Raw genomic sequence first — 23,148 nt, 5'->3', positions numbered from 1 at the left:
GAAACTTTTTATATAATCTGAATTTAAAAAGTCAAAATAGTTAAATAAATTGCAAAATATGATAATATATTTAATTAAAATAATATAGTAAAATATATATATAAACAAAATTAAATTTATAAAAACTATCTTTATAAATATTAGTAACTTATATAATTTGTAGTTAAATTAGCAAAAAATCAAAAAATAAAATTTTGGAGAGGTGTTAGTATGCATGAACTTATTTTAATCTCAGAAAAGTATAAAGAAGATATTTTAGATTTTTTTACAGATATTCATATGCACCCCGAATTAAGTTTTAAAGAATTTAGGACTACAAAAGCTATAAAAAATTTATTAGTAAGTTTAGGTATAGAGATATTAGACCTGGGAATGGAGACAGGAGTAGTAGGATTATTAAAAGGAAAGTATGATGGTCCTACAGTAGCATTAAGAGGCGATATTGATGCTTTACCAATATATGAAGAGGTTGATATTGAATACAAATCAAAATATGATGGTATAATGCATGCATGTGGACATGATATACATACATCTTGCCTTGTAGGATGTGCATATGTATTGTCTCACATTAAAGATAGTCTCCATGGAAATGTAAAGTTTATATTTCAACCAGCAGAAGAAGTCAATAAAGGTGCGAAGATGCTAGTTGAACGAGGAGTAATGGAAAATCCAAAAGTTGATGCTATATTTGGTCTTCATAATCACCCAGATATACCTTGTGGAAAAGTGGGTGTTAAGTTAGGTGGATTAATGGCAGCAGTAGATACTATTAGGATAGAAGTAAATGGTTTTGGAGGTCATGGAGGTATACCAAATAGAACAATAGATCCTATAGTAGCATCAAGTGCAATTATAATGGGTATTCAAACCATAGTAAGCAGAAACATAAGTCCATTAGAACCAGCTGTTATATCAATAGGTACTATAAATGGAGGAACTGCAAATAATGTGATTTCAGAAAATGTAGATATGACAGGGACATGTAGAAGCTTTAGTAATGAAGTACGAAAGAAAATATCTGAAAATTTGGAAAATATAGTTTGTGAGATAGCTCGTGGATATCAAGCAACTGCAAAGCTAGATTATTTATTTGATCTACCAGCCGTTATAAACAGTAAAGAGATGTATACAATAGCTTGTAAGTCTGTGTGTGATTTGTATTCAGAAGATGCTATAGTTGATCCAATACCTTCTACAGGAGGAGAAGATTTTTCTATATTTATGGAAAAAGCACCAGGATTTTTTTACTGGTTAGGAGTAGGCAACAAAGAACAAGATTGTATGTATCAGTGGCATAATCCTAAATTTAAAGCTGATAAAAATTCTATATTAGTAGGCACAAATGTACTATGTCAGTCTGTTATAAATTATATGGATAAATTAAAAAAATAAAATTTAAGATAGAGCATTTCTGGAGATAAAGTTTATGGGGGTGATTAGTTTGAGGAAAATTAATTCACAGGAAAAAAACAAAGATAGTGGATTATTGATGAGAGCATTAAATGTTGTAGAGAGAGCAGGAAATAAACTTCCAGACCCAGTAACCATATTTTTATTACTATGCATAATTGTTTTAATATTGTCAGCAGTTATATCTAGTTTAGGAGTAGAAGAAATACATCCTTCTACAAAAGAAGTTGTAAAGGTAGTAAATCTACTAGAGAAAGAGCAGATTCAATCATATTTAGGTAGTATAGTTACAAACTTCCAGTCATTTGCTCCATTAGGATTAGTATTGGTTACAATGCTTGGAGCAGGTGTTGCTGAGAAATCTGGATTTATGGAAGTGTTAATGAAAAAGGGGATAAGTAAAGTTCCGCAAAAACTTGTAACTGTAGCAATTGTATTTGCAGGTATGTTATCACATACAGCAGCAGATGTAGGATTTATAATATTACCACCACTTGCAGCACTTGTGTTTTTAGGAATTGGAAGACATCCTCTTGTAGGTATGTTTGCAGCTTTTGCAGGTGTTGCAGGGGGATTTGCAGCAAATGTTATGCTTAGTACTACAGATGTATTGTTAGCTGGGTTTACAATACCAGCAGCTCAAATGATGGACCCATCTTACCAAGGTAATCCAGCAATGAACCTTTATTTTGCTTTTATATCAGCGATAGTTTTAACTTTTGCAGGAGCATTTGTAACTGAAAAATTTATAGCTCCTCGTTTTTCAAAATATAATGATTCAACAAATGATAAGGATATACAGAAATTGAGTGAACTTGAAAATAAGGGTATAAAGTACGCTTTATTATCATTGTTAGTTGTAGTAGTAGTGATAGTTGCCTTATGCATAGGTGAAAATGCATTTATGAAAGATCCAGAAACTGGTTCTATATTATCTAGTAATGCACCTTTAATGAAAGGTATAGTTCCAATAATTACTATTATATTTTTAACTCCAGGATTAGTGTATGGAAAAGTAAGTAATAAGATAAAGAATGACAAAGAATTAGTGTCTATGATGGGCAGTAGTATGAGTGATATGGGAGGGTATATAGTCCTAGCATTTATAGCATCTCAGTTTATTAATTTATTTAATCTTAGTAACTTAGGAACAATTTTATCAATAACAGGGGCAAAAGCTTTAGCAGAATCGGGCATACCTAGTTATGGATTGATAATAGGATTTATATTATTATCTGGATTTATCAATTTATTTGTCGGAAGTGCTTCTGCAAAATGGGCAATTCTAGCACCTATATTTGTTCCTATGTTTATGTTACTAGATTTTAATCCAGCATTAACTCAAATAGCTTATCGTATTGGAGATGCTTCAACAAATCCAATAAGTCCACTTTTCCCATATTTCCCAGTAATATTAGCTTTTGCTAGAAAGTATGATAAAGATATAGGTATAGGTACTGTCATATCGAATATGATTCCATACTCAGTAGTATTTACATTAATAGAAATAATAATATTATTACTATTCATGGGCATTGGCATACCATTAGGACCTGGTGGAGGAATATCTTACATTTTATAGACCTTTATAATAAATTTATTAATAAAGATTAAACTAAAAAAAATATACTTTAATTAAGAGGAGGATTATTATGTTAAAAACAACAAAAATTTCAGACCCAGAGTTATATAAGATTGTAGCTGATGAGTTGGTTAGACAAGAGCATAATATTGAGATGATAGCTTCTGAAAGTACAGCACCAACAGAAGTACTTGAATTAAGTGGATGTGTATTTACAAATAAAACAGAAGAAGGCTATCCAGGGGCTCGTTTTCAGGCAGGCTCTGAAGAAGCAGATAAACTTGAAACTCTAGCAATAAAACGTGCAAAAGAAATATTTGGAGCAGAACATGTAAATGTACAGCCTTACTCAGGTTCCACAGCCAATTATTGTGTATATTCAGCAATATTAAAACCAAATGATACTGTTTTAAGTATGCGTCTTGACCAAGGGGGACACTTAACACATGGTAGTACAGTAAACTTCTTACATGATATTTATAAATATAAATTTTATGGGGTTGATTCAAATACTGGTCGTATAGATTATGATGCTCTTGAAGCGAAGGCAAAAGAGTGTAAACCAAAACTTATAATTGCAGGAGCAAGTTCATATCCAAGGTTGATAGATTATGAAAGAATCTCAAATGTTGCAAAAGAAGTAGGAGCTTATTTTATGGTAGATATGGCTCATGTTGCAGGTTTGGTGGCGGCAAAAGTAATACCTAGTCCTGTACCTTATGCAGATTTTGTTTCTTCATCTACAACAAAAACTTTCTGTGGACCAAGAAGTGGTATTATACTTTGTAAAGCTGAACATGCAAAGAAGCTTGATAAAGGTGTTTTCCCAGGGACATTAGGTTCTATACATCTTAACACAGTTGCAGCAAAAACGTTTTCGCTATTGTATTTAGGGACAGATGAGTTTCGTAAGATAATGGAGCAAGTAGTAGTGAATGCTAAAACTTTGGCAGCTGAACTTATTTCTCATGGATTTAGTATAGTAAGTGGTGGAACTGATAATCATATAGTAATGGTTGATTTAAGAAGTAAAAATTTGACAGGAAAGCAATTTGAAAAGGCTCTTGAATATGTAGGAATAACAGTTAACAAAAATGTTATACCTGATGACCCACAATCACCATTTGTAACTAGTGGTGTTCGTATTGGTCTTACATCAATATCTCAAAGAGGTCTTAAAGAAAAAGAAGTTGTACAAATAGCAGGAATAATGAATAAGGTATCAGAAAATATTGATAATAAAGAAGTATTAGATGAATGTAAAGTAGAAGCTCAGGAACTTATAGCTAAATTCCCATTGTATCCAGAAGGATATTTTGAAGATTAAGTATATTGATTTATATAGCTCATAACCTATAAAGCCTATAACATAAAACCTAATAATATATAACCACTATAAGGTGTTGATTAATCAACACCTTATTTTTTTTGAAAAGTAATATACAAGCTATCATAAGCATATAATTCTCTATAGATAATTAACAAGGGGGATAAAGTTATGAGGTATTATAATAAACCTACCAAAGAAGTCTTAAAATACTTAAAGACAAATCCAGAAGTTGGACTTGCTGATAATGAGGTAGAAGAAAGGAAACTTAGATATGGATTAAATGAATTTACGATAAAAGAAGGACGAACATTTTGGGACGAGTTGGGAGAAAGTCTGACAGAGCCAATGATATTAATTCTCCTGGGGGCAGCAGTAATAAGTTCTTTTGTAGGAGAACTTCATGATGCATTAGGGATTTTAGGGGCTATTTTTATTGGGATTTCCATAGGTATAATAACCGAAGGAAAATCCAAAAAGGCAGCTCATGCCTTATCAAAATTAACAGAAAACATAGAAGTAAAAGCACTTAGAAATGGTAAGATAATTAAAATATCAAAAGACAATTTAGTTCCTGGAGATATTGTATATATAGAAACTGGAGATATGATACCAGCAGATGGGAGACTTATACAGTCTATAAATTTAAAGCTTAGAGAAGATATGCTTACAGGAGAGTCTGATGATGTAGCTAAAAATGCTGATGCCATATTAGATATGGAAGTAGTTTATTCTAAAACAGAAATAATTGAACAAGATACAATACCTGCAAAGCAAATAAATATGGTATTTGGAGGAACTCTTGTAGCATATGGTAGAGGAATAATGGTTGTTACTTGTATTGGTGATAAAACGGAGATGGGCAAGATAGCACAAAATTTATCAAATGAAGAACAGCAAACTCCGTTACAAATTAAATTAGGTAAGTTAGGTGCTAAAATAGCAGGTATATCAGGTGTAATAGCTACATTATTATGTATGTTTATGATTATACAAATGCAAAGAAGAGGTCTGCTAATTTTAGATACAAGCAGTATTTTATCTTTTTTACAATCATTAGAGCCTGCTAAAAATGCATATATGGTTTGTATTGCTTTAATAGTTGCAACAGTACCAGAAGGTTTGCCAACTATGATAAATATTACTTTAGCCATAACAATGCAAAAGATGGCAAAGATAAATGCATTAGTAACAAAGAAAGAAGCCTGTGAAACTATAGGTTCTGTTTCTGTAATATGTTCTGATAAGACTGGCACTTTGACACAAAATAAAATGATGGTAGAAGTAGCTTATATTGATGGTAAATATGTAAGTGGTGGAGAATATAAGAGTAATAGCTATTTTGAAGAAAATTGTATAGTAAACTCAACAGCAGATATAGAAAAAGAAGAAAATTCATTTAAATATATAGGAAGTGCAACAGAGTGTGCATTACTTTTATACCATAATGATAAAGATTATACTGAAATGAGAAAGCAAACTTATTTAATCTCACAAATACCATTTAGCTCAGAAGAAAAGAAAATGTCGACATTAATTCGTCAAGATGACTCAGATATATTGCTTTCAAAAGGAGCTCCAGAAGTATTACTGAAGAAATGTTCTTATGTACAGCAAGGTAAAAATATTGTTCCAATAACTCCAAGAATAGAAAAAAGTATTTTAGATGAAATTAGAAAGTTACAAATTAAATCTATGAGAACCTTAGGGTTTGCCTACAAAAAAATGACTAAATCTCGCACAGAGGTAGCAATAACATCAGAAGGAGAATTGAATTTAATAGGAAATCCAAGAGGCTATGAAAAAGAAGAAAATTTAATTTTTAGCGGATTTGTAGGAATAGTAGACCCACTAAGAGAAGGTGTTAAAGATTCTATTGATAAAGCTTTTAGTGCTGGGGTAGATGTAAAAATGCTTACAGGGGATAACATCAATACAGCTACTGCTATTGGAGATGAGTTAGGGCTATTAAATGATGGAAAAAAAGCTGTCGAAGCTACTTATATAGATGTGCTTACAGATGAAGAATTAAGAAAAGAAATCAAGGGAATATCAATCGTTGCAAGAAGCAAGCCAGATACAAAAATGAGAATAGTTTCAGCACTTCAAAAGAGTGGAGAAGTCGTAGCTGTGACAGGTGATGGTATAAATGATGCTCCTGCACTTAGTCAAGCAGATGTGGGAATTGCAATGGGTATTTCTGGAACAGAAGTTTCTAAAAATGCAGCTGATATAATATTGACTGATGACAGTTTCAGTACCATAGTAGAGGGAATAAAATGGGGAAGAGGTATATATGAAAACTTTCAAAGGTTTATACAGTTCCAGCTTACTGTAAATATAGTAGCATTTATAATTGCTATAATATCTCAACTTACTGGTAAAGATATGCCTTTTACCACAATACAATTATTATGGGTAAACATAATAATGGATGGTCCTCCAGCGTTAGCATTAGGATTAGAGCCTGTTAGAGATTATGTATTGAAAAGAAAACCAATAAATAGACATTCTGGAATAATAGCTAGGTCTATGTCTGTAAATATTATTATAAATGCTATCCTTATGATTACAATTGTATTTACACAATCAGCTTTCAACATATTGGGAGCAACTCCAGAAGAACAAGGTACTGTTATATTTTCCTTATTTGCATTCAGTGCTCTTTTTAATGCATTAAATTGTAGAGAATTTGGATTAAACAGTACAATACCAAATCTATTTAAAAATAAATTAGCATTACAAGTAATAGTTGTGACAGGTGTGATTCAAATAATATTTACCCAAGTATTCCAAAGTTTCTTCAATTCAGTGTCACTAGAGTTTGATATGTGGATAAAGGTAATATTATTTGCATCGACTATTTTATTATCTAATGAGATAGTTAAATTTACATTTAGAATGTTGAAAAATAATAAACTTATTAGGTCATATAAATAGAGTCTTATATTAAAAAAATACAGTATAAATTAAATAAAAACTAGCCTTGGATAGTTAGTAAGGAATACTATCCAAGACTAAGTTAATTATATACTATCTATTTTTGTTTTTTAACTTAGGTATTAATATACATTCAAAACAATTGTTTTCAACATGAGAGAAGTATATTATCATTTATAATAAATTCTTTCAAAAATAATTAGTAACTTTTTATTTAATGAAAAGAAAAAATTATTTCACATATTTCTTTATAAGTCTATATGCTTTTGGTTGAGAAATATTTAGATAGCTTGCTAGTTTATAAGAACTTTTAGTTTTACTATGTACTTTTCTTATAATTTCTCCTTCATACTCAGATAATAATTCATCTAAACTTTTATTACTAAATGATTCAGATGTGTTTCCATCAAAATCTGAATCTATATATGCAAGTGATAAAGGCAGAGAATTTATGTTTTCACTATTAGATGTTATGAGTAAGTTCTGTATCAAGTTTTCTAACTCTCTAATATTGCCTGGAAATCTATAAAGGGAAAGTTTATCTATTAATGACTTAGAGATAGTCTTATTCATATTTAGTTTATGATTGTACTTTTTAAATAGAGTATCTATAAGTAGTGGTAAGTCCTCAATACGTTCTCTAAGTGGTGGGATTTTAATGTTTACAACATTTAACCTATAATATAAATCTTCTCTAAACAGTTTTTCTTTTACAAGACCAAACAAATCCACATTAGTTGCTGAAATGATTCTAATATCAACTTTTTTTTCTTTTACACCACCAACTTGTATAAATTTTTTATCTTGAGCTAATTGGAGGAATTTAGCCTGAAGACCAGGAGGAATATCACCAATTTCATCTAAAAACAAAGTACCGCCATCTGCCAATTCTACAAGTCCAATTTTACCTTTGCTATTAGCACCTGTAAAAGCACCTTTTGTATAACCAAAAAGCTCTGACTCCAATAGTGAAGGGGATATGGTAGTACAGTTTATAGTTATAAAAGGGCCTTCTTTCCTATCACTTTTAGAGTGAATATATCTAGCTAAAGAGGTTTTTCCAGTCCCAGACTCACCTAAAATCAATATATTCACGTTTGAATTTGATATTTGGTCAACTGTTTTAAAAATAGATTTCATAGATTCACTTTTAAAAACAATATCATCAAATATATGTATTGTACTTCTATGGTACATTTCAACTTCATTTTTATACATTTCAATAGTCTTTTTTGAAGCTTCTAATTTGTCTTTTATATTGTTTAATTCTGTTATATCTCTACAATTTTCTATTATATATTCGATATCTCCATTTTCATCAAATAAAGGAGTTGCAGTAATTATCAATTTTATACCAGTTTTAGATTGTTGTTCTAATGATACCGCTTTTTTTGTTCTTATTACTTCTGTTACTGGAGTCTGAAATAAACAACCTTTTTCTTGTATATACATAACACTTTTACCTAAAACTTCATCTCTTGTTAACCCATAGTTGTTCTCAAATGATTTATTACAGTATAATGTTATTCCGTTTTTGTCACAAACTGATATCTCATCGTGTGAAAATTCTAAAATATTTTCAAAAAAATCTTTTGGATATTTCATTTTGACCTCCTCCAAATAATTAAAAATTTATAAAAAAGCATAATTTAAATTAGAAATGAATTAAAACTTGTAGAATATAAACAATAATAATTCAAAAATGAATTAAATAAGATGTAATATAATTCAAAAATAAATTATGTAAATTATAGTGTGATTCAAAAATGAATTATATAAATTATTACATAATTCAATTATGAATTGATTATATTGCTTTTTAGAAGAATAAGCAAATTTTATTTATCAGTTAAGCTTGAAAATAATAATTATAGAGTTTTCAATATTGGCATTATAATTGCTTAAATTATATAAAGAGAAATAGTTTAAGGGGGAATTTGCATGAAAAAAGGATATATTTTAATTGGTTGTGCTGGATCATTGTTTGCAACAACTGGATTATTTTCAAGTAATCTAATAGCGAGAGGGCTTACAGTAGAACAAATTACTTTTACAAGAGCTTTTATAGGATTTCTAGTGATATCTATATACAGTGTATTAAAAAAACCAGAAGTTTTTAAAACAAGTAAAAAAGTGATAGGGCTTTCAATGTTAAGTGGAATAATATGCCAGGTAGCTTTTAATGTTTGTTACTTTAAAGCTATAAGTAGTGTAGGAATATCTATAGCTGCAGTCCTGCTTTACACTTCACCTCTATTTGTAGCATTATTTTCAAATATAGTATATAAAGAAAATATCAACAAGATGAAAAGGTTATCAATACTATTATGTTTTATAGGTGCTATAGTTGCAGTTTTAGGTGGAAGATTTGAATTTGCAGAAATAAATGTATTTGGATTCTTATTAGGTTTGGGGGCATCATTAACATATGCATGCATGCCTATAATAAATAAAGGAGCGCTAAAAGAATGCTCTAGCTTTACAATAATAATTTATGGATTCCTATTTGGTTCAATATTTATAACACCAATAGCAAAACCATGGTTAATAATATCTCATGTAACTGATATTAGTACTTTAATATTAATTATAGGAATAGGAGTTTTCCCAGCAGCACTTGCATACATATGTTATGTTGGTGGAATAGAAATGGGTATAGAACTTTCAGTTGCAGGAGTTGTAAGTTCTATAGAGTTAGTAATATCTGTTTTGATAGGATGGTTTATATTAGGAGAAGCATTCTCTTTTATAAAATTAATAGGTGTACTAATAATGATTGTATCTGCCTTAGTAGCTACTAAAGCACCAACTAAAATGCCTACTAATAAAAGTAAGAAAAATTATAGAAGTGAATGTTCAATAATGAATGAATGTTCAACCGTGAATAAGTAAAAGATTAATCTTTAAGAAAATTTTGCTAGGATAGAGTAAATTTCAGGAATTTTATATTTAAATTGTGTTATCATAAATAGTGATATAAAAATTTAGACTTGTGCATAAAATATGAAACAAGGAGGTAGTTTCGTGTTTTCAAAAATCCTAGTTAAAACATTTATTAAAGATAGTGAAAATGTCCAAAGTGCAAGTGTTAGAAACAAGTATGGTTATGTAGCAGGAATAGTAGGTATAATATCTAATTTAGTTTTATTTATAGTAAAGGTATCTATAGGTATGCTTACATCAAGTATAGCTATAATGGCAGATGCATTTAATAATCTTTCGGATATGGCATCTTCAGCAATAACTATGATAGGGTTTAAACTAGCAAGTAAACCAGCTGACAAAGAACATCCTTTTGGACATGGTAGAATAGAATATCTATCAGCATTGATAGTAGCATTTATGGTTATGTTGGTTGGACTTCAATTTGTGAAATCGTCTATAGAAAGAATAACAAATCCAGTTCCTATAAAGTTTGAATTAGTGCCACTTATACTTTTAATTGCATCTATAATGGTTAAAATATGGTTGAGCCGTTTTAATAAATTTATGGGAAATAAAATTAATTCATCAGCATTAAAAGCAGTGTCATTAGATGCTTTGGGAGATGTATTTACATCAAGCTGTGTAGTTATATCTTTTATTTTGGCGAGATTTACTAATTTGCCCATAGATGGATATGTAGGTATTGTAGTATCATTAGTAATACTTTATGCGGGATTTTCTCTTGTAAAAGATACTATAAATCCTCTTCTTGGAGAAGCTCCAGATGAAGAAATGGTCAAATCTATTTTAGAATTATTATTATCTTATGAACATATAATAGGTACACATGATTTAATAATCCATAATTATGGAGTTGGAAGATGTATTGCATCTATACATGCAGAAATTCCGTCGAATATAGATATAATGGAAATTCATGAAATTATAGATACTGCTGAGAGAGAAATATCTGAAAAGTTGGATATATATTTGGTAATTCATATGGACCCTATATGTCTTGATGATGAAGAAGTTATATCAGCAAAAAGAGAACTTGAAGAAATACTTAAGAAAAATAGTCTTATAAAATCTATGCATGATTTTAGGATAGTTGGAAAAGGAAGTAAGAAAAATTTAGTATTTGATATAGTAGTTAATCCTTCTGAATTCTCCAAAGGTATGTCAGAAGAAGATTTAAAAGAAGATATAACAAAACTAGTTAAGGAGATGAATCCTGAATATAATTGTGTCATTGTTGTAGATAAAGATTTCATTTAATGATGATTAAAAAATAAAGGGAAAAAATGTAAAAAATATAGACAATAAAATATAGACATAATATAATAGATATATAACTATATTTAATTTGAATATAATAATTTTTAATTATTTTTATAAAAAAATTATAGAGACGTTGAAGTATATCCTATTACTGGGCACCTTATGGATATACAGAGTCAGTGGTGCAACCGGCTATGAATATAAATTTTATTTATTTCATAGCTTTTTTTGTATAGTTTTTTGATAAAAGAAATTAAATTATATTATGTATTTATAGAACTTTACAAAAGTGCGAATAGATTAGAGGGGAGCAATCTATATGAGGAAAGGAAATAAGAAGGCATTATTAATCAGTTTAATTATGATTTTAAGTATGATAGTTACTACAATATATCCAGCTGTATCTTATGCGTCAGAATTAGAAGGAAGTGGGTCTATCCAAAGTAATTCAAATAATTCACCAACTGGAGATGGAAAACAAGAAGAAAATAAGAAGCCAGAACAGACTCCAGGAGGAGACAAACAAGAAGAAAATAAGAAACCAGAACAGACTCCAGAAGGAGATAAACAAGAAGAAAATAAGAAGCCAGAACAAGCTCCAGAAGGAGATAAACAAGAAGAAGATAAAAAACCAGAACAGACTCCAGAAGGAGATAAACAAGAAGAAAATAAAAAGCCAGAACAAACTCCAGAAGGAGATAAACAAGAAGAAAATAAGAAGCCACAACAAACTCCAATAGAGGATGAAAATTTACTTAAAACTTTAGAAGAAGAACTTAATGAAGAGAATGAAGAGTATGGATTTGTTGTAAAAATTAATAATAATACAATAGAAACAGAGTCAATGAAAAAAATTACATTTAAATTAACTTATACTCCAACATCAAAAGGGATACAAGCAGGTGACTCAATAACTTTTAAGGTTCCAGATGTGTTTAATAAAGTTAATTTAGATTATACAAGTGAATGTTTTGATAAAACAGAGAGTAATGGAGAGTATACACTTACATTTAGAGAATTACCCAATGGTCAAAGTGTAATGCAAGGAAAAATTGGATTAGAAGCATATGTGAATAAAGTTGATGAAGAGACAAGTGCAAAAATTCATATTGAAACTACTGGAAAGATAGAAAGTGGAAGTGGAGATGTAGATATAGAAATAAAGCCTGGCGATAAAGAAGACATTGAAGAAGCTAAAGGAACACTTAAAAAGCTTGTTGAAGGAAGAGAGTCAACTACTGTATTTATGCCAGTTAAAAATAAAGATGTAAATTATAGTATACAAGTAAATGAAAAAGAGGAAGAATTAAAAGACATTACTTTATATGATGAGCTTCCTGAAGGAATGACATTAATAAAAGATTCTGTAAGTGTAGTGGCAAGCAATGGAAAAGAAGTAAGTGATTTTAATATTGAACAAGGTGAAAATTCTATTTCAGTTAATTTTGGAGACATAGACAAAGCGTATACTGTTAAGTATAAGGCTAGAATTAGTGATGAAAATGCGAAACATGGTAACAAATATAAGAATATAGCTAGATTAGAATCTGCTGGTAAGAAATTGCAAGAAGATGATGCTACTGTAAGTGTATTTGATAGGGGAAATGATTATCTTTTGACTAAGGGACATTCAGGAGCAACAAATATTACTCAAGTAGGTCAAGTAATCAACTATCAAATTTCAATAAATGATGACAAATCACCAATAAGTAATGTGGTTATAACAGATAATATACCAGAAGGTATGAGATTAACTACTGCTGGAGAAGCTGGGCATGATTTTAGAGTTGTAGAAGTTCCAATGAATGGTGGCTGGACTCCTTGGAGTAAAGAAAAAATTGCAAATAATATTTCATATAAAACAGAAGAAAAAAGAAATGAAAGTGGTCAAGTAGAAAAAGTTATAACTGGATTTACAATTAATCTTAGTGAAGAAGAAGTTGAATCAAAGTTTTTTATAGCATATACATTAAAAGTTATTAGTATTGAAGATAGTTATACAAATAGAGCTGTTCTTGATGCAAATAATAGTCAAGTAGATAAAAGAGACGAGATAAGTTTTAAGAAGAACTCTGGATTAATAAGTGCCAAAAAAGAGGTTGATAAAAAGGTATTAGATGGCAATGATAACCAAATAGTTAAGTATAAAATAAACATGTCAACCTATGGTGTTTATGATGCAGGGCAAGTAAATATTTTAGATGAAGTAAATCCAGCATTAAAAATATCTAATATAAAATACTCTGATAATCTTGAACTTAAAAAAGAAGCTGGAGATGAGAAAAATACTATAAGATTAGTAAATAAATATGAATTTAAGCAGATAAAAGAAGGTGAACCTGTACAAGGTTGGGTTACATTTGATGCAGATTTTACAGATGTAAAAGTAGGAGAGACTATACAAAATGTAGCTCAGATTAATGGTTCAAGTCCTCCTGGAGTAGAAACTACTAAACAAGGGTATGCTTTTGAAGCTAAAAAAGTAGACAGTTCAGATAAAAGTGCTCTTGAAGGTGCAAAGTTTAATTTGGAAAATACATTTGGAATAGTAGTAGTTAAGGATTTAGTTAGTAATGAAGATGGTATAATTGAATCTAGTGTCAAAAATCCAGGAACATATTATTTAGTGGAGACCATGGCTCCAAGTGGATATGAAAAATTAAAGGATAAAATAAAGGTGGAAATTGATAGAAAAAATATTGGTAAAATTGTGGATATTGGAAATATAGAAAATGTAAAACAAGAAAATATTCCAGTAAATCCACCAGTACCACCAGATACAGATGAACCAACAGTAAATCCACCAGTGCCACCAAGTACAGATAAGCCAAGTAAACCATCAAGACCATCTGATACAGAGGAAGCAACAATAAATCCACCAGTACCACCATCAGAAAATGTGGTAAATCCACCAATACCAGAGGTAGTAAATCCATCAATACCACCATCAGAAGATGCAATAGAAAAGCCTGTTAAACAAATTGTTCCAATACCAGAGGTAGTAAACCCACCAGTGCCACAGGAAAAGAATAATACAGGAAAAGATAATACTGTAGTAAATCCACCAGTGCCACCAAAGACAGGGGATAGTACTACAATTACTGTAGAAATACTTTTGGGGTTAGGAGCTATTGTAGGACTTATTATATTGAGAAGAAAGAAAAATATCAATTAGACCCTAACATTATAAAAATATAAGTAATATTAAAAAATATCTTCTAAAACAATATTATTAAGTGCGAATATTGTTAGAAGATATTTTTTTTTGGAGTATTATGTAAAAAAATAATCGTTTTTTAGAAAAAAAATCCAGAAAACTATAGACAAAGAGAAGGATATAAGATATAATATAAATATAAAATTAAATGAGGCAAAACTAGGGAAACCTAGTCACGCAAAGCTATAGGGGCTAAAGTTTAAGTAAACTATGCCAGCCAGTTGCCGAAAAGAGTAAAAATTTCTTTTTGTATATACAAAGATACTCTTGGGTATCTTTTTTATTTTGAAATTTATTACTCCCGGCCTAACTCAAAGGAGGGAATAATATGAAAACAAGTAAAAAATTATTAATCGCTATAATATCAATATTCTTAATAAGTTCAGTTCCAGTAAGTGCACATGCAGATAGTGCAACTTTACAAAACAATAAAGAAACACTTAGTCAAATAGTGGTTCTTCCAAGTGGAAATTACGATAAAAATGAAGCTAATGCTATGATAAATAGACTTGCAAATATAGATGGAAAATATCTAAATGTATTAAAACAAGATAACTTAAAAATAAAATTATTAAGTGGAAAATTAACAGATGAAAAAGAATATGCTTATTTAAAAGGTGTAGTTCCTAAGGGATGGGAAAATACTGGTAAAACTTGGGATGATGTTCCTGGTTTAGGTGGAAGTACAGTAGCTCTTAGAATAGGATTTAGTAACAAAGGTAAAGGTCATGATGCAATAAACTTAGAATTACATGAAACAGCACATGCAGTAGACCATCTTGCATTGAATGATATTTCTAAATCAGCACAATTTAAACAAATATTTGCTAAAGAGGGACGTTCTTTAGGAAATGTAAATTATTTAGGTGTATATCCAGAAGAATTCTTTGCTGAAGCATTTGCATATTACTACTTAAATCAAGACACAAATAGTAAATTAAAAGCAGCTTGTCCACAAACTTATAGCTTTTTACAAAACTTAGTAAAATAAAAAATTTATATAAAAACATTAAGGGGCTGTCTCAAAATAGAGATAAGCCTCTTTTTCATTGTTGAAATGATAAAAATATATTTGATTTCATACAAAAAGAGTGCCTCATGAACTAAAAAGTTCATTTTGAGACACAACCTTTTATATTGTGTGTAAAACTAATCAATTTAATCTTATGTATATTTTTTATGTGATGATTTATTGCTGACTTTTATATAATGACTCAATATGTTTATTATGAGCTTGAGTCATTATTGTAGGTATAATAGAAACTATTGAACCAATCACTATCAATAAAATTCCTATAATCATATTAATAGGAATAAATTCTTTAAGAATTAGTAATGCCAGTATTGGAGATATTACAGGCTTAAAGAAAAATACTAAAGATGTAAGGCTAGTAGATGTAGCTTCCATTGCCATAAAATAAAGTGCATAACCAACACCTGTAACAAATACAAATACGTAAATCATAGTAGGTATGTTGTGTAAGGTATAACCACTAAAAATAGGTATATTTGCAAATACATGGAGCCCATTTTTATTTAACATATTTGATATAAAATTAATCTTAGTAAGTAGAACTAATACAAGCATTTCTAAACTACCTAATATAAAACTGAAACAAGTCACAACTATTCCACCAAATTTTAATGTTTTTCTTTTACCAAAAACAGTGTACATTGAAAAAATAATGGCAGAAGATAGTGTTAAGAATATACCACTAAAAGTTAATCTTGTATGCAGTGGATTTATAATAATTATAATTCCAAGTACTTCTAATATAAGTGAAATTATATTGTGCCTATAGATTTTTTCCTTTAGAATTAAATAAGCTAGAAGCATCACAAATACTGGATTACAACTAAATAAGACAGCAACTACAGATGCTTTTGTGTTTAGTACAGCTAACTGGTACAATGACATACTTACTACAACACACATAAAACCTAAAAAAGCAAAGTATTTTAAATCTGATTTTGTAATAGAAATACTAAGGGATTTTAATCTTTTTATAGCAAAAGGTAGTAAGACTAATCCACCAACAAAAAATCTTGATAAAGTTATTTGTATGGGATTAAAGTCATTAGTAACAGTTTTTAGACTAATTTCCATTGAACTAAAAAATATGGTAGTTAGTATTATATAAACATAACCTTTTTTCAAATCAAACACCTCCTTGTAATTTATATTAGTACTATAAACTACAATATTCAAGTACATTGGTATAAAATGGCATATAAACATAAGATATAAAATTATAAGCTACCTTAATATAGAATATAAAATTCTACACTAAGGTAGCTAATTATTTGTAATTATATTTATTTAATTATTTTAAATTGTACAATTTAGCTAATTTTTCAAATGCTGGTAGGGAACTCTTAACCTTATCATAAGATACACAATATGATACTCTAAAGTGTCCTGGGCAGCCAAAAGAAGAGCCTGGAACTAATAGTAAATTAAATTGTTTAGCATCAGCACAGAATTTTTTATCATCTTCAATTGGAGCTTTTGGGAATAAATAGAATGTACCACTAGGTTTAACACAAGAAAATCCCATTTCTATTAAGCTATTATATAAAAGGTCAAAGTTCTTCTTGTAAATATTTACATCAACTTCTGCATCTAAGCTTCTTGCAATAACTCTTTGAAAAAGAGAAGGAGCATTTACAAATCCAAGTATTCTATTTGCAACATTTAATGAAGACATAACATCATCAAAATCATCCATTTCTCCATTAGCCACAATATATCCTATACGTTCACCAGGTAGAGACAATGATTTACTATAAGAGTATCCTATAAATGAATTTTTATAGTATTTTAATATACAAGGAACTTTAGCACCATCATAAATTATTTCTCTATATGGTTCATCAGAAATTAAATATATATTTGTATTAAATTCTTTTTGTTTTGTGTCTAGTAACTCTCCAAGATTTTTTAGCAATTCTTCAGAATAAATAACACCAGTAGGATTGTTTGGAGTGTTTATTATTAGAGCTCTTGTCTTTGGAGTAATAGCATTTTTTAGAGCATCTAAATCTGGTTCAAAAGTTTCTATATTTGTAGGAACTTCTATTAACTTTCCATCATAGTTTTCTGTATAATTTTTATACTCACCAAAATATGGTGCAAAAGCAATAACTTCATCATCAGGATTTAAAAGAGTTTTCAAAATAATATTTAGACCACCAGCAGCACCACAAGTCATAATTAAGTTATCTCTTGTAAGGTTTAATCCATCTTTCTTATTTATGTGCTTGGCAATAGCATCTCTTACATCTTCGTATCCTGAGTTGTTCATATATCCATGAACTAGATTTGGAGATTCTTCATTTAAAATATCGCTTATAACTGCTTTAATAGTTTCTGGAGGCTCAACACTTGGATTTCCTATACTAAAATCAAAAACATTTTCTTCTCCGTACATATCGGATAGTTTTTTTCCCTCTTCAAACATGGCTCTTATAACAGAGCTGTTTGCAACTAAAATTTGCATTTTATTAGATATCATATGTAACACTCCCTTTTATAGATTTATATTGCTTATGTATATATTACCATATTTTTACTGAATTTAGACAATTTTCGAAAAATTTCTTGTTTGAAAATATAAACTTTTATATAAAATATATTTATGTATGATGTATATAAAAAATTACAAATTCTAACTAAACCACAATTATATTTTATGATAATTTTATAAGGGAGTATAAAATTATACAGTTATAAGGCAAAATATTCTTGACTGTATCAAGGATTTAATATAATATAGTTGATATAGTCAAATATATTGCATTAGAATTATAGAGGGGAAATTAAGAATGGATTTTAAAAAGTTACAGCATGAGAGTTTGTCGTATATTATTTGTTATCTTCAAAGGAACTTTAAACTTTATTGTGAAAAATGTCTAAAGCCATATAAGCTTACGAATGGTTTATATTTTTATTTAATTTATATCAACAAGAATAGGAATTGTTCTTTGAATGATGTCTCTACAGAATTCGAGGTGGATAAAGCTCATACTACAAGAACTATATCTAGATTAGAACAAGATGGTTACATAGAAAAGATTCAAAATCCTAATGATAGTAGAGCTTTTCAATTGAGAGTAACAGATAAGGGTGAAGAAGTACTAGGAGATATAAAAAACATATTTTCAAAATGGGATAGTAATATAAAAAAAGAGTTTTTGGATGAAGGATACAAAGACCTAGTAAAAAAATTACATACAGTAAAAGATATAAAGGCAACAGTGGAGGAAGAATAGGATGTATTGCAACTTATTAAAGTCAATTAAAATTGGAAATTTAGAATTAAAAAATAGGGTATCTTTTGCACCTACAAGTATGGGTCTTAATTTGGAAGAACGAATTGACAAGTTTTGTAAAATTGCTAAATCAGGTGTAGCTTTGATTACGATAGGAGATGTATCAGTTAGACCTAGTTTTCATAAAATGGCTCTAAGCTTATCAAATGAAGATGGAATTAGAGAGTACAAAAAAATTGTAGATGCAATACATGATTCAGGGGCGAAAGTTTCAGCACAAATATTTTGTTCAGATTATGACATGAATTTAATCAGAAATACCATGAAATTGGGAATTACTTCACATGATGAAATAAAAAAAATTATGGATGATGGAGTAAAGGATTATGTAACAAATATGCCAAAAGAGGAAATAAAAAATATTATAGAGATGTTTAGAGTAACAACATTAAATGCAAAAAAAGCAGGATTTGATATGATTCAAATTCATGGAGATAGACTTATAGGAAGCTTTTCATCCAGTATATACAATAGTAGAATTGATGAATATGGTGGAAGTTGTGATAATAGAAGTAGATTTGCAAGTGAAATAATTAGTAGTATCCGTAATGATATAAAGGATATTCCAATAGATTATAAGCTTGCAGTTAGACAAGAAAATCCTCATTATGGTAATGCAGGCGTTTTATTTTGTGAAGTGGAGCATTTTGTAAAAAAATTTGAATCACTTGGTGTAAATAGCTTTCATGTAACATTAGCAAATCATTCCAAACTAGAAGACACCATACCAGTCAATAATCATCCTTATTTTAAAGATGAAGGATGCTTTTTGTATTTAGCTGATGAAGTTAAAAAACACACAACCCTTCCAGTTTGTGGTGTTGGTAAGCTATCTAGTCCAGACTTCATAGAAAATGTTATATCAAATAACAGAGTAGATATGGTTGCTATGTCGAGACAACTATTGGCAGACAGTGATTGGTTGCAGAAAGTAAGAGAAGGAAGAGTAGATGATATTAAGAAGTGTTGCTACTGCAATAAAAAATGTGCAGATGCATTGCAGACACATTCTCAATTTGGTTGTATATTAGATTAATAAAATCTTATAGTGATTAAAAATTTAATGGTATTAAGAAATTTTAGATAAATACTTAATATATAGGAGGATATATCATGAAAAGTTTAATTTTATATTCAAGTTTAACTGGAAATACTAAAAAAATTGCTCAATCTATATATGATGCAATTCAAGGCGAAAAAGAAATTAAAAATATCAGTGAAGTAATTGATAATAATGTTGACTATGAAAAATATGATATAATATTCTTAGGATATTGGGTGGACAAAGGAATTTGTGATAAAAATTCAAAACTAGTCTTTGAAAATATTCATAACAAAAAGCTAGCTTTATTTGGAACAATGGGAGCAAGTACAAAGGGAAACTATGGAATTAACATCATGGACAAAGTGAAAGATGTCTTTTCAAAGGATAATGAAATAGTTGGGTCATTTATATGCCAAGGAAAGATTGCAGAAGGTTTAAAGGTTAAATATGAAGAAATGATAAAACTTCATCCTGAAAATGAACATATTCGTGAGCAATTAAAAGGTCATGAAGAGTCTCAAAGTCATCCAGATGAGCAAGAGATATCTGAAGCTGTTAGATTTTCAAAAGATATAATAGCTAAAGCTAGTAATATGTAATAGTTTAAATTAGATAGAAAGGGAGTTTGTAATATGAAAGAGAGTAACGATATTATAATTTCAGTTGGCTCTAAGCAAAGACTGCAAAATACAATTGCAATAAAACTTTGTTTAGAGCCTAATAAATCAAGATAATATTTAGGCTAAATTGTTTTTGTGCAGTCTTTGCTTTTATTTACAATTTAAAATGTAGATGGGAGCAGAGTACTATGAAGTATGAAAAAGCACAAAATATATTGCCAGAAGAGATACTTGAATTAATTCAAGAATATACAGATGGTAGTTATTTATATATACCACGAAAGTCTAAAAATAAAAAAGCTTGGGGTGAAAATAGTGGTTCAAGAAATATCTTGAAAAAAAGAAATAAAGAAATATTTGATAAGTACAATAAAGGTATTTCTGTTAAAGAACTTACAAAGGACTATTATTTAACGGAGCATAGTATAAGACGAATAATAAGAGAAGAAAAAAGTGATTGAAAATAGAATATTAATGTTTTAAAGATAGATTTATATAACAAAAGATTAAGAAGAGACTTTTTAACAAAGTCTCTTTTTTCGTACAAAATTAGTACAGATTTGTTTATGAACTTGAGGTATGATCTATTTAAATGATATGATTTTATTGAGGAATTTCTAAATTTTAAGAAGAGGAATAGAACAATGAGTATTTTAAATGTAAATAATATAAGTTATGGATTTGGAGATAGAACATTATTTAAAGACATATCTTTTAGGCTGTTAAGAGGGGAACATGTAGGTCTTGTTGGAAAAAATGGCGAGGGAAAGTCTACATTTATGAATATAATAACAAGTCAACTGATTCCAGATAGTGGTGATATACAATGGAGTAGCAAAGTAAGAGTTGGATATATGGATCAACATACTAAACTAGAAAAAGGTAATACAATAAAAGATATTTTAAGAGAATCTTTTAAGGAACTTTTTGATATGGAAAGTGAAATGAATAGTATATACAGTAAAATGGGAGAAATGAATGAACATGAGATAAATAAGTCTCTTGAAAAAGTTGCAAATATACAAGACTTTTTAAATAACAATGAATTTTACAATATTGATTCAAAGATAGATTCAATTGCCTTAGGTCTTGGGTTTAGACATATTGGACTTGATAGAGATGTTTCAGAATTGAGCGGAGGTCAAAGGACAAAGGTATTATTAGGTAAACTATTGTTAGATGAACCAGATATATTGCTTTTAGATGAACCTACAAACTATTTGGATGAAGAACATATAGAATGGTTAAGAAAATATCTTCAAAATTATGAAAATGCATTCATATTGATATCACATGATTTGGAGTTTTTGAATAGTGTTGTGAATGTGGTGTGTCATCTTGAAAATATGACATTGACAAGATATATTGGTAATTATGAAAAATTTCAACAGATGTATGAAGAAAACAAGAGAAATTTAAGAATAGCTCAAGAAAAACAGATTAGAGAAATATCAAAGTTAGAAGAATATATTGCAAAAAATAAAGTTAGAGCATCAACCAGTAAGATGGCAAAATCAAGACAGAAAAAATTAGATAAAATAGAAAGAATAAGTATATCAACGGAAAAAGTAAGGCCTCACTTTGACTTTAAAATATCCAAAAAATCTGGGAAGATGATATTTGAAGCTAAGAACTTAGTTATAGGATATGAAACAGCACTAAGTAAACCTATAAATTTAATTATGGAAAGAGGAGAAAAGATAGCTTTAATAGGTGCAAATGGTATAGGAAAATCAACCTTATTAAAAAGCTTGATTGGAATAAATAAACCAATAAGTGGAAGTATTGAAGTAGGAGAAGAACAAAATGTTGGATATTTTGAACAGGAAGTTAAAGAAATAAGTGATAAAAAACTTATTGATGAGGTGTGGTATGAATTTCCAACATACACAAGATATGAAATAAGAAAAATGCTATCAAGATGTGGGTTGACTAATCAACATATAGAAAGCAAGCTTTCTATATTAAGTGGTGGAGAACAAGCTAAAGTAAGGTTATGTAAACTTATAAATAATCCTAGTAATATATTAATACTAGATGAGCCAACAAACCACTTAGATTCTGAAGCAAAGGAAGAACTAAAAAAAGCTTTAATATCATATGAAGGCAGTATAATTTTAGTATGCCATGAGCCAGAATTTTATAATGATATAGTTAATAAAATTTGGGATTGTGAGAAGTGGGCAATTAATTATTTAATATGATAGAAAATCTTATATCACCTGTTATATCTTTTATCAATTTTACCATAAGACCAGCTAATTTGACCTTTGGACTGAGAAAGATATGAAAAGACTAGATTAATAGAAAGGCATGGCATTTATTTGCGATGCCTTTTTTAATAGAATCAAAAAAATGATAAAAATACTTGACTGTAAACCATGTTTATACTGTATTTTATATAATAATCAAGCAGTTTTAGATGCACACAAGGAGGCGATTGTTACAAAGTGTGGTATTATTGAT

The 23,148-nt window shown here is 29.1% G+C and carries 16 protein-coding genes and 2 riboswitches; of the genes, 13 read left to right on the top strand and 3 right to left on the bottom strand.

Annotated elements, in window-relative coordinates; translation table 11 throughout:
• Positions 1–210 precede the first annotated feature (210 nt).
• From KGF36_RS06830 to KGF36_RS06815, 4 genes are all read left to right on the top strand, one after another.
• Positions 211–1,395, top strand: coding sequence for a M20 family metallopeptidase (locus KGF36_RS06830; RefSeq protein ID WP_227827616.1), 1,185 nt, complete (start codon positions 211–213; stop codon positions 1,393–1,395).
• A gap of 97 nt (positions 1,396–1,492) precedes the next feature.
• Positions 1,493–2,995 (top strand): AbgT family transporter, encoded by a 1,503-nt coding sequence (locus KGF36_RS06825; protein WP_227827689.1) that lies wholly within the window; start codon positions 1,493–1,495, stop codon positions 2,993–2,995.
• A 70-nt stretch (positions 2,996–3,065) separates the two neighbouring features.
• The gene (glyA, locus tag KGF36_RS06820) at positions 3,066–4,322 is read left to right on the top strand and encodes a serine hydroxymethyltransferase (protein WP_227854642.1); all 1,257 of its coding nucleotides are present in this window, start codon (positions 3,066–3,068) and stop codon (positions 4,320–4,322) included.
• Positions 4,323–4,493: 171 nt separating this feature from the next.
• A complete protein-coding gene (locus tag KGF36_RS06815) occupies positions 4,494–7,262 on the top strand; it encodes a calcium-translocating P-type ATPase, PMCA-type (protein ID WP_227827614.1) in 2,769 nt (922 codons plus the stop codon).
• 231 nt (positions 7,263–7,493) lie between these two features.
• On the opposite strand, the gene KGF36_RS06810 is transcribed toward KGF36_RS06815, so the two are convergent.
• Entirely contained in the window at positions 7,494–8,867 is a 1,374-nt protein-coding gene (locus tag KGF36_RS06810; RefSeq protein ID WP_227827613.1) for a sigma-54 interaction domain-containing protein, read from the bottom strand.
• A gap of 336 nt (positions 8,868–9,203) precedes the next feature.
• Here KGF36_RS06810 and KGF36_RS06805 point away from each other — a divergent pair, with 336 nt between their 5' ends.
• The 4 genes from KGF36_RS06805 to KGF36_RS06790 all read left to right on the top strand — a co-directional run bounded on the left by KGF36_RS06805 (position 9,204) and on the right by KGF36_RS06790 (position 15,676).
• Positions 9,204–10,154 (top strand): DMT family transporter, encoded by a 951-nt coding sequence (locus KGF36_RS06805; RefSeq protein ID WP_227827612.1) that lies wholly within the window; start codon positions 9,204–9,206, stop codon positions 10,152–10,154.
• Between the two features lie 132 nt (positions 10,155–10,286).
• On the top strand, positions 10,287–11,465 hold the full coding sequence (locus tag KGF36_RS06800; RefSeq protein WP_227827611.1) for a cation diffusion facilitator family transporter: 1,179 nt from the start codon (positions 10,287–10,289) through the stop codon (positions 11,463–11,465).
• Between the two features lie 120 nt (positions 11,466–11,585).
• A riboswitch (cyclic di-GMP riboswitch) is annotated at positions 11,586–11,671 on the top strand.
• 116 nt (positions 11,672–11,787) lie between these two features.
• Entirely contained in the window at positions 11,788–14,643 is a 2,856-nt protein-coding gene (locus KGF36_RS06795; RefSeq protein ID WP_227827610.1) for an SrtB-anchored collagen-binding adhesin, read from the top strand.
• A 184-nt stretch (positions 14,644–14,827) separates the two neighbouring features.
• Positions 14,828–14,914, top strand: a riboswitch (cyclic di-GMP riboswitch).
• A gap of 99 nt (positions 14,915–15,013) precedes the next feature.
• Positions 15,014–15,676 carry an anthrax toxin lethal factor-related metalloendopeptidase gene (locus KGF36_RS06790; protein WP_227827609.1) on the top strand — a complete coding sequence of 221 codons (663 nt, stop codon included), beginning with the start codon at positions 15,014–15,016 and terminating at the stop codon, positions 15,674–15,676.
• 198 nt (positions 15,677–15,874) lie between these two features.
• Here the strand turns inward: KGF36_RS06790 and KGF36_RS06785 are convergent, their stop codons facing one another.
• Positions 15,875–16,843: a DMT family transporter gene (locus KGF36_RS06785; RefSeq protein ID WP_227854641.1), complete on the bottom strand. Its 969-nt coding sequence runs from the start codon at positions 16,841–16,843 to the stop codon at positions 15,875–15,877.
• Between the two features lie 166 nt (positions 16,844–17,009).
• Entirely contained in the window at positions 17,010–18,200 is a 1,191-nt protein-coding gene (locus KGF36_RS06780) for a pyridoxal phosphate-dependent aminotransferase (RefSeq protein ID WP_227827607.1), read from the bottom strand.
• A 310-nt stretch (positions 18,201–18,510) separates the two neighbouring features.
• On the opposite strand from KGF36_RS06780, the gene bilQ reads away from it, so the two are divergent.
• The 5 genes from bilQ (at position 18,511) to KGF36_RS06755 (ending at position 22,886) form a co-directional block, all read left to right on the top strand.
• Positions 18,511–18,957: a bilirubin utilization transcriptional regulator BilQ gene (gene bilQ / locus KGF36_RS06775; protein WP_227827606.1), complete on the top strand. Its 447-nt coding sequence runs from the start codon at positions 18,511–18,513 to the stop codon at positions 18,955–18,957.
• Between the two features lies 1 nt (position 18,958).
• The gene (bilR, locus tag KGF36_RS06770; protein ID WP_227827605.1) at positions 18,959–20,053 is read left to right on the top strand and encodes a bilirubin reductase; all 1,095 of its coding nucleotides are present in this window, start codon (positions 18,959–18,961) and stop codon (positions 20,051–20,053) included.
• Between the two features lie 77 nt (positions 20,054–20,130).
• A complete protein-coding gene (gene bilS / locus KGF36_RS06765; RefSeq protein WP_227840451.1) occupies positions 20,131–20,661 on the top strand; it encodes a flavodoxin family protein BilS in 531 nt (176 codons plus the stop codon).
• Between the two features lie 209 nt (positions 20,662–20,870).
• Positions 20,871–21,143, top strand: coding sequence for a CD3324 family protein (locus KGF36_RS06760; RefSeq protein WP_227854640.1), 273 nt, complete (start codon positions 20,871–20,873; stop codon positions 21,141–21,143).
• Positions 21,144–21,326: 183 nt separating this feature from the next.
• On the top strand, positions 21,327–22,886 hold the full coding sequence (locus tag KGF36_RS06755) for an ABC-F family ATP-binding cassette domain-containing protein (RefSeq protein ID WP_227842565.1): 1,560 nt from the start codon (positions 21,327–21,329) through the stop codon (positions 22,884–22,886).
• Positions 22,887–23,148 lie beyond the last annotated feature (262 nt).

Origin of the sequence: Clostridioides sp. ZZV14-6009 (assembly GCF_020658095.1) — a bacterium.
GTDB lineage: Bacteria > Bacillota > Clostridia > Peptostreptococcales > Peptostreptococcaceae > Clostridioides.
The sequence above is the reverse complement of the archived record's forward strand: the minus strand, read 5'-3'. Positions and strand labels throughout refer to the sequence as shown.